Genomic DNA, 14,366 nt, shown 5'->3' on the forward strand with positions numbered 1-14,366 from the left:
CCAGCCCGTGATCCAGGTGGCTTGCCGTACCCCCGCCGTGGCGCGCATCATGCGCCACGGCCGCCTGGTCCGGCCGCTGAGACTCGACCATCGATGGAGGCGAAACAGCCCATGGACAATAACAATTACACCTTCAGCAGCTGGTTGCGTGCCCCCGGTCATCGGCACTGGCTGGAACAGGAAGGCAATCGCCTGCTGGCCTTCGCCAAGGCCGCAAAACTCCCTCAGGGCTTCGGCAATCTCGACGATCAGGGGTGCCTGCCCGCTGACGCCCACGCCGAAACCATGAACACCGCGCGCATGACTCACAGCTTTGCCATGGCCCATATCCGTGGCATTCCTGGCTGTGCTGCGCTGGTTGACCACGGCATCGCTGCGTTGTCCGGGCCGCTGCGTGATGCCGAACACGGCGGCTGGTTTTGCGCGCCGCTGGAATACGCCGCTGACACGGGCAAGGCCGCTTATCTGCATGCCTTTGTCGCCCTGGCCGCCAGCTCCGCCGTGGTCGCCGGGCGTCCTGGGGCGCAGGTGCTGCTCAACGATGCCATCCAGATCATTCATAGCCATTTCTGGAGCGAAGAAGAGGGCGCGATGCGCGAATCCTTCGCCCGGGACTGGCGTGATGAGGAAGCCTATCGCGGCGCCAACAGCAACATGCACAGCACCGAGGCCTTTCTCGCCCTGGCCGATGTCACAGGCGATGCGCGCTGGTTGACGCGGGCGCTGAGCATTGTCGAACGAGTGATTCATGGCCATGCCGTGGCCAACGACTTTCAGGTCATCGAACATTTCAGCCTGGATTGGCAGCCCCTCAAGGATTACAACCTGGAGAACCCGGCGGATGGCTTCCGTCCGTTCGGCACCACGCCGGGCCATGCCTTTGAATGGGCGCGGTTGCTGCTGCACCTCGAAGCATCGTTGCAGCGCGCGCAAATGCCAGCGCCTTACTGGTTGGTCGAAGATGCCCGTGGTCTGTTCGCCAACGCCTGCCGCTACGGCTGGAACGTCGATGGCAAGCCCGGCATCGTCTACACCCTGGACTGGGAAAATCACCCGGTGGTGCGCCATCGCCTGCACTGGACGCACTGCGAAGCGGCTGCAGCGGCAGCGTCGCTGTTGCAACGCACCGGCGAGCACGTCTATGAGGACTGGTACCGGGTGTTCTGGGAGTTCAACGAGACCCTGTTCATCGACCGTGAACACGGCAGTTGGCGCCATGAGCTGAATCCGGACAACCTGCCCAGCGCTGATATCTGGGGCGGCAAGCCGGATCTCTATCACGCCTATCAGGCGGTACTGCTGCCGATGCTGCCGCTGGCGCCGAGCCTGGCCAGTGGTCTGGCGTTGGTCTGACAGGGTCTCAGGCAGGTTTGGGGGCGAAACGGATGATCTGCCGCGCCAGGTAACTGCCGCTGATGATCACGCCGAACAGGCGCAGGGTCTGCATGGCCAGCACGAAGCCGACGTCGGAATGGGTGTCGATGGCGATGATTGCCATGGCATCCAGGCCGCCGGGGCTGGTGGCCAGGTACACAGAAAGGAAGTCCTTGCCCATCATCGCCGCCATCACCCAGGCCGACAGGGCGCAGAGCAGGATCAGCACCAGTGAGCCAATGATCATCGTCGGCAGGCGGCGCCACACGTAGTCGATGGTGGCGCGGTCGAAGCGCAGGCCGATATAGCCACCGATGCAGCCATACGCCAGAGCCAGCATCCACGGCGGCAGGGTGATTTGCAGCAGGCCGCTCAGTTGCAGTGCGCCGCCGATAAACAGCGGGCCAAGCAGCGCACCGGCCGGTAGGCGTGCAGCGACCAGCACGCCGCCGACGATCACCGCCAGGCTCAGGCCGAAATTCACCAGATTGGCACCGTGCAGTGACAGGTCGACGCTGTGAGCGACCGTACCGCTACCCGGTGCGCCGATCAGCCTGGCAACGACTGCGCCGACCATCACCACACAAACCACGCGTACATATTGCATGGTCGCTACCACGCGGCCATCAGCGCCGTAGTCTTCGGCCATCGCCACCATGGCCGAGGCCGCACCGGGCGCCGTACCCCAGGCTGCGGTATTGCCGGGAATCCCCGAGTAGCGCACCAGGCCGATACCGACCACGGCGCTGAGTACGATAGTCAGCACCGTGCCCAGCAGCATCACATGCCAGGACTCCAGCGCTGTCATCAGTACGCCCATGCTCATGGAGTGGGCCACCAGCACTCCCACTGTGCCCTGGCCAAGGCGAAAGGCCTGTTTGTGCATGCGGATGGTTGCGCCGCTGACACCAAAGCCAATAGCCACCAGCATGGGGCCGAGGAACAGTGCAGCGGGGATATGCAGTTGAGCGAGGAGTTGCCCGGCGCAACCTGCCAGGACGACCAGGGCCAGCCATTGCAGGGATGGGTGCAGGGTGGGTAGCGACAGGGTGGCAGCGCGTGGCAAGAAGGTTCTCCTCATTGATGACGGCAGCGGGATGGCGTTTAACGCCGTCAGTATCGACAGCTGAATCGATCAAGTCTATTTTCTAATAGTCATGAATCGATAACTTTGGTTGATCAATTATGGATCTGCGGGATCTGGCTTATTTCGAAACCATTGCCGAACTCGGGCATCTGGGCCGGGCGGCGGAAAAGCTCAACCGCAGCCAGCCGGCGTTGACCAAAAGCATCCAGCGTCTGGAAGAGTCCTTTGGCACAAAACTGTTCCAGCGCGATGGCCGACGCATCAAGCTGACCCCGGTGGGCGAACTGCTTCAGGCCCGGGGCAAGGTGCTGCAACAGAGCATTGCCCAGACCCAACGCGAGGTGCGGGACTTTGCCAGTGGCACGGTAGGTAATATCCGCGTGGGCTGTGCGGCGACCATGGCCGAGCATCTGCTGCCCAAACTCACCTCGGCATTGCTCCTGCGCGCGCCGGATATCACTTTGAAATTGGTCATCGGTCAGGACGACCTGCTGCGTGAGTCACTCAACTCCGGGCAATTGGACATGATCATCTGCCAAGTGATTGCCAGCGACGAACAGATCACCAGCTTCAACATTCTCGAAGATGAAGCGGTGGTAGTGGCCAGTCATAAGCATCCGATCTTTCAGCAGCCTTATAAGATGCACGATCTATGCGATTACCGCTGGGTGCTACCGCCGCTGGGGGTGTCGTCGCGTAAATGGCTGGATGAAGCTTTTGCCCGACAGTCATTGCCAGCGCCTCGGGTGCAGATCGAGGCCAACTCGATTTCCCTGCTGCCGGGGCTGATCGCCCAGACTCACCTGCTGAGCTTCATCGCCCGCGAGACCCTGGAGTTCGGCAAAATCATGCAGCATCTGCGCGAGGTCGAACTGCCCCAGACCACCATGAAACGTACCGTCGGCGTCAGCGTGCGCAAGGGTGGCTACCTGTCACCGGCGGGCCAGGGCATGGTGCAGATGCTGCGTGAGGGCAGCGCACAATTTTTCAGTTGGGCCTAAAGCTGACCGTAGCGGCAACTGGCTGGTCTGGGTTAGCCTGTCATTTACGGGCTGAAGCCCGGTTATGGGAAGGACGATAAGGAGACAGCCCTCATGCAGACACATACTGAACTTGAAACCGTGCCTGTTTGGGCTCATGCAGACCACCATTTCGGTGGTGATCAATCGCCGTTGAACGATGCCGACGCCGACGAAGATTTCGATCCGGAAGGCGAACTGGACCTGGATATCCTCGGGCTGGACGAGTTCAGTGACTCGGACAAGCTGGATGTCGGTTCGTCGATGTTGGGTTAACCCAGGGTTCCCCTGGTTAATCAGTTGGGAGCGAATTTACTCGCGAATACGGTCGTCAGCTCCGAGGATGTTGAAGGTGCCGATGCCTTCGCGGATGAATCCGCTCCCACATCAACTTTCAGGCAGGCGATAGATACTTCGCCAACGCTTCTACCCCTTGCTCCACCGTCGCGCTGCTGCCCGCCCAGGTGCAGGCCAGCATCAGGTTGCGCGGCAAGCCGAAATCTTCCACTTGCATCCCCCAGGCATCGAAGCCGTTGGCGTCGTGGGGCACCAGTTCGCGCAAGGAATCGGTTGACTCGAAGTACGCCCATACCGGCTTGCCCAGTGCCACCGCCATGCCCACTTCAAAGACGGTGCCTGAATCCGGCTCCAGGCCGCGAAACATATTGAGGTTGGCCAATACGGCTGTGCAGCGGCGCAGCATGGCGATATTCATCCCGCAGATCAGTTCGGCCGTTGCGGCAGGGGGCTGGTCCGTCGGCACCTCATTATCGAACGGATACAGGCCTTCGAGGCCGTGGCGGGCGCATAGGCTTTTCAGATAACGGCCATGCTCGGTGGCGTCCGGGCGAAATACATCGAAGCCGGCCAGATAAATAAGCGCACTCATGACGATCCCTCGACAAAGATGGTGGGGTGATTCTATAGGCTGTCGGCCTGCCATTGATCGGCCAATAAGCCGCGCCTGACGATGGGGGGCTGGAATCTGTATGGATAGCCAGTATCCTTGGCATGTCCGTTTCCTACGCCGTGAACCGTTTCGTGACTACAGATCCCCTGGAAAATCCGCTGTACTACCTGGAAAACTTTCGACAGGCCCTGGATTGGGTCGCGCGTCGCTATGATGACCTGCTGGATGCGCAGGAACGCCGCTTTATCGAAGAGTTTGCGCACCTGCCCGAACCGAGCCAGGGTTTGCTGGTGCGCATGATCATGCGCAAGGGCACGTTGTTTCGCGCCAGCAAGCTGGAGTATGCCGAGCTGGGTGACACCCTGCTGGCAGTGCAACCGTTGCTGGCCAATGGCTGGGTCGACGGTCAGGCCGAGATCAGTCTGGAGCAACTGTTCGGGCTGTTGCGCAAGGATGAGCTGAGCGTCTGTTTTCGTGAGCAGGGGATCAAGACCAGCGAGAAGAAGGCGGCGCTGCTGGCCCGTTTGCAGCCCCAGTATCCACTGGCCCGGCCTTGGGCGCAGTGGTATCCCGAGTGCACCGATCCGCTGTTTAGTCTGCAAATCATGGCAATCAGCGACCGCTTGCGCCTGCTGTATTTCGGCAATCTGTATCAGGACTGGTCGGAGTTCGTCCTTGCCGATTTGGGGGTGTATCGCTACGAAAAGGTCGAATTCTCCCTGGAATCCCGGGGCATCAACGAACGGGTCGATATCGATACCTGCATGCGCCTGCATGCCTGCCGCCAGGCTCTGGAGGAGGGCGCCGAGCTGAGCCTGCTGGCGCAGCATGCCTGTGCCATTGAAAGCCGCAATCCCTGGTTGCAAATGCGCCGGGCCAAGCTGCTGTTCCAGCTGGGGCAGCAGGCCGAGCGGCTCAAGGACTGGCCCTTGGCCCTTGAGCTGTATGCCGCTTGTGAGTATCCCGGCGCCCGTTCGCGGCACATTCGCGTGCTGGAGCTCAATGGCGACCATGCCCAAGCCATGGCTCTGCTGGAAAAGGTGCGGGCCGAACCGCGCAGCGACGCCGAGTTGCAGCATCTGGTACGGGTATTGCCACGTCTGCAACGGGCGTTGGGTTTGCCGGTTGAGCGGCGGCGGGCGGCTCGGGAAGTCAGCCGTCTGGACCTGAGTGTGGTGCCCCAGGCGGACCTGAGTGTCGAGCAGTTGATCCAGTTGCATCTGCATGAAGAGGGCGCCCAGGTGCATTACGTCGAGAATGCCCTGATCAACTCGCTGTTTGGCCTGCTGTGCTGGCAGGCGGTGTTCGCGCCGCTGCCGGGGGCGTTCTTCCATCCGTTCCACAGTGGCCCCAGCGATCTGCATAGCCCGGATTTCTATCCGCGTCGGGTCGAACTCTTTGACGCCTGCCTGGCGCAGTTGGACTCTGAGGCCTACAAGGACACCATCCGCGAGCACTTCGTGAGCAAGGCCGGGCTGCAGTCGCCCTTCGTTTATTGGGGCGTGCTCAGCGCCGAACTGCTGGAGCAGGCGCTGTATTGCCTGCCCGCTGAACACTTGCGCCACTGGTTTCGCCGCCTGTTGCTGGATATCAAGGCCAATCGCGCGGGCATGCCGGACCTGATCCAGTTTTTCCCCCAGCAGCGCAGTTATCGCATGATTGAGGTCAAGGGGCCGGGGGATCGCCTGCAGGACAACCAGTTGCGCTGGCTGGACTTCTGCGCCGAGCACGGTATGCCTGTGGTGGTGTGCTATGTGCAGTGGCGGGCACTGGAGTCTTAGTTATTGGCCAAGGGCTCCAGCACTTTGTCCTGATCACCCAGCAGCATGTACACCAAAATCTTCGCCGGTTTGCTAGTGCTGGCGTTTTTTGAAACGTAATGTTTCGAGCCCGCCGGTTCGTACCAGGTTTCGCCCTGCTTATAGGTAATGGCCTTGCCATCATTGACTTGGGAGACCACCTCGCCTTCCAGCACGTAGGCGAAGGTGCTGCCGGTATGGCTATGGGCAATGGAGGCTTGGCCCGGAGCATATTCCACCGTCAACACCATGGCCTTGAGACCGGGAGCATTGAGCATCGGCTGCTGGTCGAGAACGGTGATCTTTTCGCTCGCGGAGCCTGTTTCATGGGCATTTGCGCCCCAGCTGGCAAGCAGCGACAGGCTGACAAGGCTGGCGTTTATCAACTGACAGGTGTTCATGGGCGCTTACTCGGTTTGTGAAAAGGCTCTCTAAAATAAAGGCGCGCCAGCGGGCGTTACATCGCCAATACCTGGAAAGACTGCTAGACCAATTCCTATTAATACCACCCCTAAGTAATTGCTTTTAAGGTCATCCAACTTCTGGATCGGTGCAAAAAAACGGGTAATCAGGGGGAGGGCGGGGAAGGGGCTGGCTAAGCGCCATTAATGCCGTGATGGCGTTTTGATATATTCTATGAGTTATCATAACTTTATGTTTTAAATAGAAAATTATATTTATCCAAAGAGAGTCAGGTGTAGGAAATCGGCTACAAAAAACCTCGATTTCAGCGGCGAACGAGAGACTGTCATTAAACAGCAACATTTCAGGTTTTAAATCCGCCTCGGGCCTTCTTAAGTGTGGACCACCCACAAACTCTCTTGGATTGAGGTATCACCGTGATTCTGTTGACTAAAAAACGTCTGTCGCTGCTTCTGGCTTCGATGTGCCTGAGCGGCATGGCACACGCGACTGATGTTACAGGCGCTGGTTCGAGTTTCGTTTTCCCGGTTATTTCCAAGTGGTCCCAGGACTACAGCAAGGATTCCGCCAATCGCATCAACTACCAGTCCATCGGTTCGGGTGGTGGTATCGCTCAAATCAAGGCCGCTACCGTTGACTTCGGCGCTTCCGACGCTCCTCTGTCGGCTGACGATCTGAAAGCAGCTGGCCTGGGTCAATTCCCAAGCGTCATCGGCGGTATCGTGCCGGTGATCAACATCGAAGGCGTCGAAACCGGCAAGCTGGAACTGGATGGCCAGACTCTGGCTGACATCTTCCAGGGCAAGATCACCAAATGGAACGATCCGAAGCTCGTTGCTCTGAACTCCGGCGTGAAACTGCCTGACGCAGCCATCACCGTCGTTCACCGTTCGGACGGCTCGGGTACTTCGTTCAACTTCACCAGCTACCTGAGCAAAGTCAGCGACGCGTGGAAAACCGGTCCTGGTACTGGCTCCGCTGTGCAATGGCCAGTGGGCGTGGGTGGCAAGGGTAACGAAGGTGTGGCTGCCTACGTTAAGCAGATCAAAGGTTCGATCGGCTACGTTGAGTACTCCTACGCTACTCAGAACAAAATCTCCTACACCAAGCTGAAAAACGCTGCTGGCAAGGTCATCGAGCCTAACGCTAAAGCCTTCGCTGCCGCTGCTGACAGCGCCAAGTGGGAAGACGCCAAAGACTTCAACCTGATCATGACCAACGCTCCAGGTGACGCTGCATGGCCAATCACCGCCACCACCTGGATCATCATGTACAAAGAACCGAAGAACGCCGAGAAAAGCGCTGCTGCTTTCGACTTCTTCAAATGGTCCCTGGAAAAAGGCCAGTCTCAGGCTGAGGCGCTGGAATACGTAGCGCTGCCTAAGTCGCTGGTCAGCAAGATCGAAGACTACTGGAAAACCGAGTTCAAGAAGTAACCTCAGGTAATCCGGCTTAACCCCTGCCATCGACCACTCGATGGCAGGGTTTCTTTTCGAGTGGACCCCACCATGACTGAAAACACCCAATATATGTCTGCTGTCGTCCCTGACGTTATATCCGAAAGCGAAAAACGCGCAGCACGCGATCATCGTCACGACGCCTGGTTTCGTCGAACGATGCTGGGCGCGGCGCTGTTGGTGCTGGTCCTGCTGGCGAGTATCGCAGGTTCCACACTCTGGGGCGGTGCCCTGGCGTTCAAGACCTTTGGCTTCGAATTTCTTACCAGTACCGAGTGGGATGCGGTCAACGGTCACTTCGGTGCGTTGGTCCCGATTTACGGCACTCTGGTGACATCCTTTCTCGCGCTGCTGATCGCCGTACCGGTGAGTTTCGGCATCGCAGTATTTCTAACAGAAGTGGCGCCGCCGTGGTTGCGGATGCCGATTGCCTCCGCCGTCGAATTGCTGGCGGGCATTCCTTCGATCATCTACGGCATGTGGGGCCTGTTCGTATTCGGCCCGTTCATGGCTGAACACTTGGCCCCATGGATCAATGATTACCTGGGCGCCTTGCCGCTGATCGGCCCGATTTTCCAGGGGCCGCCCCTGGGTATCGGCATGCTGACCGCCGGTATTGTGCTGGCGATCATGATCACTCCCTTCATTACTTCGGTAATGACTGAAGTGTTCCGCAGCGTGCCGACCACCCTCAAGGAGTCGGCTTACGCGCTGGGTGGTACGACCTGGGAAGTGGTCTGGGATATCGTCCTGCCTTATACCCGTTCGGCAGTAGTCGGCGGCGTGTTCCTTGGTCTCGGCCGGGCACTGGGCGAGACCATGGCGGTGACCTTCGTTCTCGGTAACGCCCACCAGTTCTCCGCATCGCTGATGATGCCGAGCAGCTCGATCGCTTCGGTAATCGCCAACGAGTTCAGTGAGGCCTACACCGATCTGCATCGCTCGTCGCTGATTGCCCTGGGCTTCCTGCTGTTCGTGGTTACCTTCATCGTTCTGGCGATCGCCCGCCTGATGCTGTCTCGTCTATCGCGCAAGGAGGGGCTATGACTAAGGCCGCTAACGAAAATCTGTACCGCAAGCGGGACATCAAGAACAAAGTCGCCATGGTGCTCAGTTGCGGCGCCACGGTGTTTGGTCTGTTGTGGCTGGTGTGGATCCTGCTGACCACCATCATCAATGGCTTCGCGGCGCTCAATGCCCGCCTGTTCCTTGAGATGACCCCGCCACCGGGTTCCTCCGGTGGTCTGGCCAACGCCTTCTACGGCAGCTTCCTGATGTCCGGTATCGGCCTGTTGATCGGTACGCCGATTGGTCTGATGGCGGGTATCTGGCTGGCCGAGTTCGCTCGCCACACCAAGCTGGGCAATGCCGTACGCTTCGTCAACGACATCCTGCTTTCGGCTCCGTCGATTGTCCTGGGTCTGTTCGTTTATACCGCAGTGATCCTGCCGCTCAACGCCATCACCAATCACCAGGTCGGCTTCTCGGCGATTGCCGGTGCTCTGGCCCTGGCGCTGCTGGTGATCCCGGTCGTGGTCCGCACCACCGACGAAATGCTGCAACTGCAACCGACCACCATGCGTGAAGCTGCGCTGGCGCTGGGCGTACCGCAGTGGAAGCTGACCTTGCAGATCGTTCTGCGCGCCGCCAAGGCCGGTGTCGTAACCGGCGTGCTGCTGGCTCTGGCCCGTATCACCGGCGAAACCGCACCTCTGTTGTTTACCGCATTCGGCAACCAGTTCTGGAGCAGCGACATGCTCAAGCCGATCGCCAGCGTTCCAGTGGTGATCTTCCAGTACGCCATGAGCCCGTTCGATGACTGGCACTCCCTGGCCTGGGCCGGTGCACTGATTCTGACGCTGTTCGTACTGATTCTGAGTCTGAGTTCCCGTTTACTCCTTTTGCGCAATAGGGCGTCCTGATGAATAACCTTTCCCTTGCCGACGAAAAAACCAAGATTCAGGTACGCGGCCTGGACTTCTTCTACAACGGTGTTCGTTCACTGAAATCGGTCGACATGACCATTCCCGAGAAACGCATCACCGCGATCATCGGCCCATCGGGTTGCGGCAAGTCGACCCTGCTGCGCGTGTTCAACCGTATCTACTCGATGTACCCGAAGCAGGAAGCCAAGGGCGAAGTGATTCTGAACGGCGAAAACATCCTGGCCCCTAATTACTCGATGAACCGCCTGCGCAGCCACGTCGGCATGGTGTTCCAGAAGCCGGTGCCGTTCCCGATGTCGATCTACGACAACATCTCTTACGCGGTGAAACACCACGAAAAACTCTCCCGTCGCGAGATGGAAGAGCGTGTGGAAGAGGCCCTGCGTGGTGCCGCGCTGTGGGATGAAGTCAAGGACAAGCTCAAGCAGAGCGCCCAGAGCCTGTCCGGTGGTCAGCAGCAGCGTCTGTGCATCGCCCGCACCATTGCCCTGCGTCCACAAGTGTTGCTGCTGGATGAGCCGACTTCAGCGCTCGACCCGATCTCTACCGGTCGTATCGAACAGCTGATCACCGAGCTCAAAGAGCAGTTCACCGTGGTCATCGTGACCCACAACATGCAACAGGCGGCGCGCTGCTCGGATTACACCGCGTTCATGTTCATGGGCGAACTGATCGAACACGGCGACACCGATACCATCTTCACCAAGCCGTCGAAAACCCAGACCGAAGACTACATCACCGGTCGTTTCGGCTAAGCCTCACTCAGGCTGCATGGGGGCCGAAACGGATTCGTCCCCCATGTGTTTCTCCAGCTGCGAACGCAGCCAGCGCTCCGCCGGATCGTTGTCCATCACACTCAACCAGGCCATGGACAGTTCCAGCGCCGGCGTGATGAAGGGCAGGGGTTCATGCCTCAATAATCCCAACTCCATCATCGACCGCCCGGTATACGCCGGAATATTGGCCAACAGGTTGGTGCCTGCCATCAAGGCCGGCAGGGTGCTGTATTGCGGCACCGACAACACCACCTCGCGCTTGCGTCCCAGGGCACTGAGCCAGTCATCGGCAAAGCTGCTGATATTCGCCACATGGGACACCACCACGTGGGGGCGCGAGCAGTATTCGTCGAGGGTCAGCGGCTCACTCGAGCCATCGGCACGGGCCACCTGGGGTTTCATGCGGCGCAGGGTCTTGCGCTTGGCATTGGCTGGCAGCTCTCGAGTCAGGCAGACGCCGACGGTGATTTCGCCGGACGCCAGCAGGTCGGAAATATTCCAGTAGTCCACATGTTTGACCACGATCACCACTTTCGGCGCCTCGACCCGCAACGCACGCAGCATCGCCGGAAACAGACCGAACTCAACGTCGTCGGACATACCGATGCGGAAGGTCATGTTGCTTTGCGCCGGATTGAACTCGCGGGTCTGGCCCAGGGCCATGGACATGGCATCCAGCGCCGGGGACAGGTGTCGCAGGATCTCGTGGGCTCGGGCAGTCGGCTCCATGCGGTGGCCGACGCGGATGAACAACGGATCGTTGAGCAATGCCCGCAGACGGTTCAGCGCGGCGCTGATGGTGGGTTGGCCAAGGAACAGTTTTTCAGCGGCACGGGTCACGTTGCGCTCTTGCATCAGGGTTTCGAACACGACCATCAGGTTCATGTCCGCCTTGCGCAGTTCATTTCGATTCATCGAGCCCTATTCCTCACCTTGACATGCTTCGCAACATTTCGTCATGCAGCGACACAGTCTAAGAAGGGCTGAGGTCCGGCGTCCAGCGCGGTGTAGGTTCTTTAGTTGTAGGCGATGCCGAAGGCTGCGATGGGATTTATCTGATGCACCGCTGATCGCAGCCTTCGGCAGCTCCTACAGGGGCATGTTTATTGTGCGAGAGCGTTGGCTCGCGATAATCCGGCCTATTTTTTATGCAACACATACCCCAGCGCCCGCTGCTCCAGGGCATAGCGTTCGCCGACCATGGCGCAATAGCTGGTGCGCACCAGCCAGGCGCCGGGGCCTTGCAGGTAGGGGTCGATATTGCCGGCCTCATCACACTGCAACAGGCTGCGCCCGCGCAGCTCGCCGCTGGCCTGGGCCGAGCGCAGGGCGCCCATGGGGGTCCAGTCGGCGAGGATCAGCGCGCCTTCGGGAATGGTCGTGGCGTAGGCGCGGATAAAGCTTTCTGCTGAACGATCCGGCAGGTAGGGCACCATAAAATAGTGGATATCGTTGCGCACCGGCAGCGGCTCGGTATGGCTGGGCAAACGGATCGCCCCCCAGCTGTAAAGCGTATACACCAGCAGCAATACCACCGGCGAAGTCAGCACCGACAGATGCAGCAGCGCGCTGCCCTGGCGGTCTGTCGGCAGCAGGCTGTGCAGGCGCAGGATGCCGAGGATGCACAGCAACTGCACGCCGGGCAGGAAGAAGGTAAATCGGTCGGTGACGTTGTAGGACACCGCGAAGACAAAGTTCAGCACCGCCGCGCTCCACAGCAGCCGTTGCCGGCTGTCGCCGGGAAACATGATCAAGCCCAGCAGTTGCGGGCCCAGCAGCGACAACAGCAACAGGAACACCGAGTTCTTCTCGTGCCACATATCGTCGAAGCGAAACAGGCTGCCTTGCCACCCACTGGCTTTGGCGGTGGTGCCGGTCATATAGCGTCGGGCGATGTCGATCAGGTTAAGGCCATCGCCAAGGTCGTGGGCAATCGCCGGCCAGGCCAGGGCAAAACCCAGGGCGAAGCCGGGCAGGGTGATCAGGATCCGGCTTTTGTAGCGTGCCAGTAGTTGGATATACAGCGGCAACAGGACCACGAAGGTCAGTTGATGCACCGAAGCGCCCAAGCCGGTGACCAGGCCGATCAGAAAGAGTTTTTTCAGGCTGCTCAGTCGCGATTGCCGGTCCAGGTGAATCCAGTACGCCAGCAACACGAACAGTGAGTGAAAGATGTAGACCTCGGTCTTGGTCGAGATCCAGAACACGGCATGGGACAGTACTGCCGCCGCTGCTGCCAGCAGGGCCAGGCGGCGGTCTGCGCCGACATTCAGGGCCAGCAGGTAGATCAACCAGGCCATGGGCAGCAGCAGGATCGAATTGAGCAGGCTCAGCAGCCAGGAGCCGAACAGGGCATAGAACAGACTGTTGAAGAACTGATAAAGCGGGTGCTCCAACGGCCCCAGGCTCTCGCTGAGGTAATGGCCTTGAGTCGCGTCAGCGAGGAATGCGCCGTTGTCCATCCACTGGATCGGGCCGCTGGAGGCGACAAAGCTGGCGACGACGGCCGCCGCCAGCAACAGCAGGGCCATGCGCAGGGTCTGGGTCATACTTTCGCTCCTATGCCGTGTCGCAACCGTCCTGGCTGCGCTCAATCGATAAAATCTCAAATCTTCTCCTCCGTTTGCCCGGTGCTCCTGATGCGCAGCAGCATCAACGCGCCGATGCCGACGGCAAACCACAGGGTCGCCAGGCGAATCAGCACGGTGGCGGCAATCGCATCGGCGCTGGCCATGCCTTTCCACATCAGCAGCGCGACCATCACTGCCTCGGCACCACCCAAGCCGCCGGGCATGAAGCTGATGGCCCCGGCGAGCATGGCCAAGGCATAGACGAACACGGCAAAGGTCAGGCTGATATCGGCGCCCATCCAGCCGAGGATCCAGTGAAACGCCAGAGCCTCGGCGCCCCAGGCCAGCACGCTGAGCAGGGTCACGCCGGGCAGCAGCTTGAGGCGATGGCAGTGTTGCGCCTGCAACAACACCTCCAACAGATGCCCGGACAGCCGATGCAGGCGGCTTTCCCCATGGGCACTGGCCTGGGCCAGACGCTCAAGCAGGCGCCGTTGGGAGAGCATCAGCAAGGCCATGACGATCAACGCCACGCCCGCGACCACCATGGTTTGCGCCGCCGGGTACAGGGACAGACCGAACAACGCCAGTAGTACCACGGCGAACAGGTCCGACAGGCGCTCGCTGAAAAATGCCGCAAAACTTTGGGGGTAGGGCACATTCCAAGTCTTTAGCAGCACCCCACGCAGGGCTTCGCCGGCCTTGCCGGGGGTCGTGGTCAGGGCAAAGCCGGCCAGGTAGATATTCAGGCTTGGTCGCCAGGGCAGGCGGTGGCCGAGCACATTGAGGTAGATCTGCCAGCGGATGAAGCGCAGGGCATAGTTCAGCGATGACATGCCCAGGGCAATCACAATCCCGATCAGGCCGACTTCGCCAATGGCGTTGCTGACCGCCTGCCAGCCGCCCCACAGGGAAAATCCCAGATAACCAAGAGCCGACGCCACCACGGAAAGCACCACGGCGCGGTAACGCCAGCCGGACAGGCTAAGGCTTTTGTTCACCGAT

Annotated in this window: 14 protein-coding genes; 8 read left to right on the top strand and 6 right to left on the bottom strand. The window is 59.8% G+C overall.

Going from position 1 to position 14,366, the window contains the following annotated elements; genetic code table 11:
- Positions 1-111: 111 nt before the first annotated feature.
- Positions 112-1,353 carry a D-mannose isomerase gene (locus tag AC1Z24_RS12180; RefSeq protein WP_483745844.1) on the top strand — a complete coding sequence of 414 codons (1,242 nt, stop codon included), beginning with the start codon at positions 112-114 and terminating at the stop codon, positions 1,351-1,353.
- 7 nt (positions 1,354-1,360) lie between these two features.
- Here AC1Z24_RS12180 and AC1Z24_RS12185 read toward each other — a convergent pair whose 3' ends face one another.
- Positions 1,361-2,440, bottom strand: a complete 1,080-nt coding sequence (locus AC1Z24_RS12185) for an AbrB family transcriptional regulator (protein WP_483745845.1) — start codon at positions 2,438-2,440, stop codon at positions 1,361-1,363.
- Positions 2,441-2,559: 119 nt separating this feature from the next.
- Here AC1Z24_RS12185 and AC1Z24_RS12190 point away from each other — a divergent pair, with 119 nt between their 5' ends.
- Complete coding sequence (locus AC1Z24_RS12190) at positions 2,560-3,462, top strand: LysR family transcriptional regulator (protein ID WP_483745846.1); 903 nt, start codon at positions 2,560-2,562, stop codon at positions 3,460-3,462.
- Between the two features lie 93 nt (positions 3,463-3,555).
- Positions 3,556-3,756, top strand: coding sequence for a hypothetical protein (locus AC1Z24_RS12195; RefSeq protein ID WP_259109198.1), 201 nt, complete (start codon positions 3,556-3,558; stop codon positions 3,754-3,756).
- Between the two features lie 118 nt (positions 3,757-3,874).
- On the opposite strand, the gene AC1Z24_RS12200 is transcribed toward AC1Z24_RS12195, so the two are convergent.
- Positions 3,875-4,369 (bottom strand): nucleoside 2-deoxyribosyltransferase, encoded by a 495-nt coding sequence (locus tag AC1Z24_RS12200; protein ID WP_483745847.1) that lies wholly within the window; start codon positions 4,367-4,369, stop codon positions 3,875-3,877.
- 122 nt (positions 4,370-4,491) lie between these two features.
- Here AC1Z24_RS12200 and AC1Z24_RS12205 point away from each other — a divergent pair, with 122 nt between their 5' ends.
- Positions 4,492-6,171 carry a VRR-NUC domain-containing protein gene (locus AC1Z24_RS12205; protein ID WP_483745848.1) on the top strand — a complete coding sequence of 560 codons (1,680 nt, stop codon included), beginning with the start codon at positions 4,492-4,494 and terminating at the stop codon, positions 6,169-6,171.
- On the opposite strand, the gene AC1Z24_RS12210 is transcribed toward AC1Z24_RS12205, so the two are convergent.
- A complete protein-coding gene (locus AC1Z24_RS12210) occupies positions 6,168-6,590 on the bottom strand; it encodes a cupin domain-containing protein (protein ID WP_483745849.1) in 423 nt (140 codons plus the stop codon). The two genes, AC1Z24_RS12205 and AC1Z24_RS12210, sit on opposite strands and share 4 nt — an antisense overlap.
- 438 nt (positions 6,591-7,028) lie before the next feature.
- On the opposite strand from AC1Z24_RS12210, the gene pstS reads away from it, so the two are divergent.
- The 4 genes from pstS (at position 7,029) to pstB (ending at position 10,770) form a co-directional block, all read left to right on the top strand.
- Positions 7,029-8,048 carry a phosphate ABC transporter substrate-binding protein PstS gene (gene pstS, locus AC1Z24_RS12215; RefSeq protein WP_483745850.1) on the top strand — a complete coding sequence of 340 codons (1,020 nt, stop codon included), beginning with the start codon at positions 7,029-7,031 and terminating at the stop codon, positions 8,046-8,048.
- A 72-nt stretch (positions 8,049-8,120) separates the two neighbouring features.
- Positions 8,121-9,116, top strand: coding sequence for a phosphate ABC transporter permease subunit PstC (gene pstC / locus AC1Z24_RS12220; RefSeq protein ID WP_259109188.1), 996 nt, complete (start codon positions 8,121-8,123; stop codon positions 9,114-9,116).
- Positions 9,113-9,991 carry a phosphate ABC transporter permease PstA gene (gene pstA, locus AC1Z24_RS12225; RefSeq protein WP_259109187.1) on the top strand — a complete coding sequence of 293 codons (879 nt, stop codon included), beginning with the start codon at positions 9,113-9,115 and terminating at the stop codon, positions 9,989-9,991. Before pstC ends, pstA begins: the two co-directional genes overlap by 4 nt.
- A complete protein-coding gene (gene pstB, locus AC1Z24_RS12230) occupies positions 9,991-10,770 on the top strand; it encodes a phosphate ABC transporter ATP-binding protein PstB (protein WP_259109185.1) in 780 nt (259 codons plus the stop codon). Before pstA ends, pstB begins: the two co-directional genes overlap by 1 nt.
- A 3-nt stretch (positions 10,771-10,773) precedes the next feature.
- Here pstB and AC1Z24_RS12235 read toward each other — a convergent pair whose 3' ends face one another.
- From AC1Z24_RS12235 to AC1Z24_RS12245, 3 genes are all read right to left on the bottom strand, one after another.
- A complete protein-coding gene (locus AC1Z24_RS12235) occupies positions 10,774-11,706 on the bottom strand; it encodes a LysR family transcriptional regulator (protein ID WP_483745851.1) in 933 nt (310 codons plus the stop codon).
- Between the two features lie 224 nt (positions 11,707-11,930).
- Positions 11,931-13,340 carry a protein O-mannosyl-transferase family gene (locus AC1Z24_RS12240; RefSeq protein WP_483745852.1) on the bottom strand — a complete coding sequence of 470 codons (1,410 nt, stop codon included), beginning with the start codon at positions 13,338-13,340 and terminating at the stop codon, positions 11,931-11,933.
- Between the two features lie 56 nt (positions 13,341-13,396).
- Positions 13,397-14,362, bottom strand: coding sequence for a lysylphosphatidylglycerol synthase transmembrane domain-containing protein (locus AC1Z24_RS12245; RefSeq protein ID WP_483745853.1), 966 nt, complete (start codon positions 14,360-14,362; stop codon positions 13,397-13,399).
- Positions 14,363-14,366 lie beyond the last annotated feature (4 nt).

It is taken from the genome of Pseudomonas sp. JL23, assembly GCF_056933585.1.

What these genes read in the sequence shown, in the direction of transcription:
- AC1Z24_RS12180 (WP_483745844.1), top strand. Translation starts at nt 112, where the DNA reads ATGGACAATAACAATTACACCTTCAGCAGCTGGTTGCGTGCCCCCGGT.
- AC1Z24_RS12190 (WP_483745846.1), top strand. Translation starts at nt 2,560, where the DNA reads ATGGATCTGCGGGATCTGGCTTATTTCGAAACCATTGCCGAACTCGGG.
- AC1Z24_RS12195 (WP_259109198.1), top strand. Translation starts at nt 3,556, where the DNA reads ATGCAGACACATACTGAACTTGAAACCGTGCCTGTTTGGGCTCATGCA.
- AC1Z24_RS12200 (WP_483745847.1), bottom strand. Translation starts at nt 4,369, where the DNA reads ATGAGTGCGCTTATTTATCTGGCCGGCTTCGATGTATTTCGCCCGGAC.
- AC1Z24_RS12205 (WP_483745848.1), top strand. Translation starts at nt 4,492, where the DNA reads ATGTCCGTTTCCTACGCCGTGAACCGTTTCGTGACTACAGATCCCCTG.
- AC1Z24_RS12210 (WP_483745849.1), bottom strand. Translation starts at nt 6,590, where the DNA reads ATGAACACCTGTCAGTTGATAAACGCCAGCCTTGTCAGCCTGTCGCTG.
- pstC (WP_259109188.1), top strand. Translation starts at nt 8,121, where the DNA reads ATGACTGAAAACACCCAATATATGTCTGCTGTCGTCCCTGACGTTATA.
- pstA (WP_259109187.1), top strand. Translation starts at nt 9,113, where the DNA reads ATGACTAAGGCCGCTAACGAAAATCTGTACCGCAAGCGGGACATCAAG.
- pstB (WP_259109185.1), top strand. Translation starts at nt 9,991, where the DNA reads ATGAATAACCTTTCCCTTGCCGACGAAAAAACCAAGATTCAGGTACGC.
- AC1Z24_RS12235 (WP_483745851.1), bottom strand. Translation starts at nt 11,706, where the DNA reads ATGAATCGAAATGAACTGCGCAAGGCGGACATGAACCTGATGGTCGTG.
- AC1Z24_RS12240 (WP_483745852.1), bottom strand. Translation starts at nt 13,340, where the DNA reads ATGACCCAGACCCTGCGCATGGCCCTGCTGTTGCTGGCGGCGGCCGTC.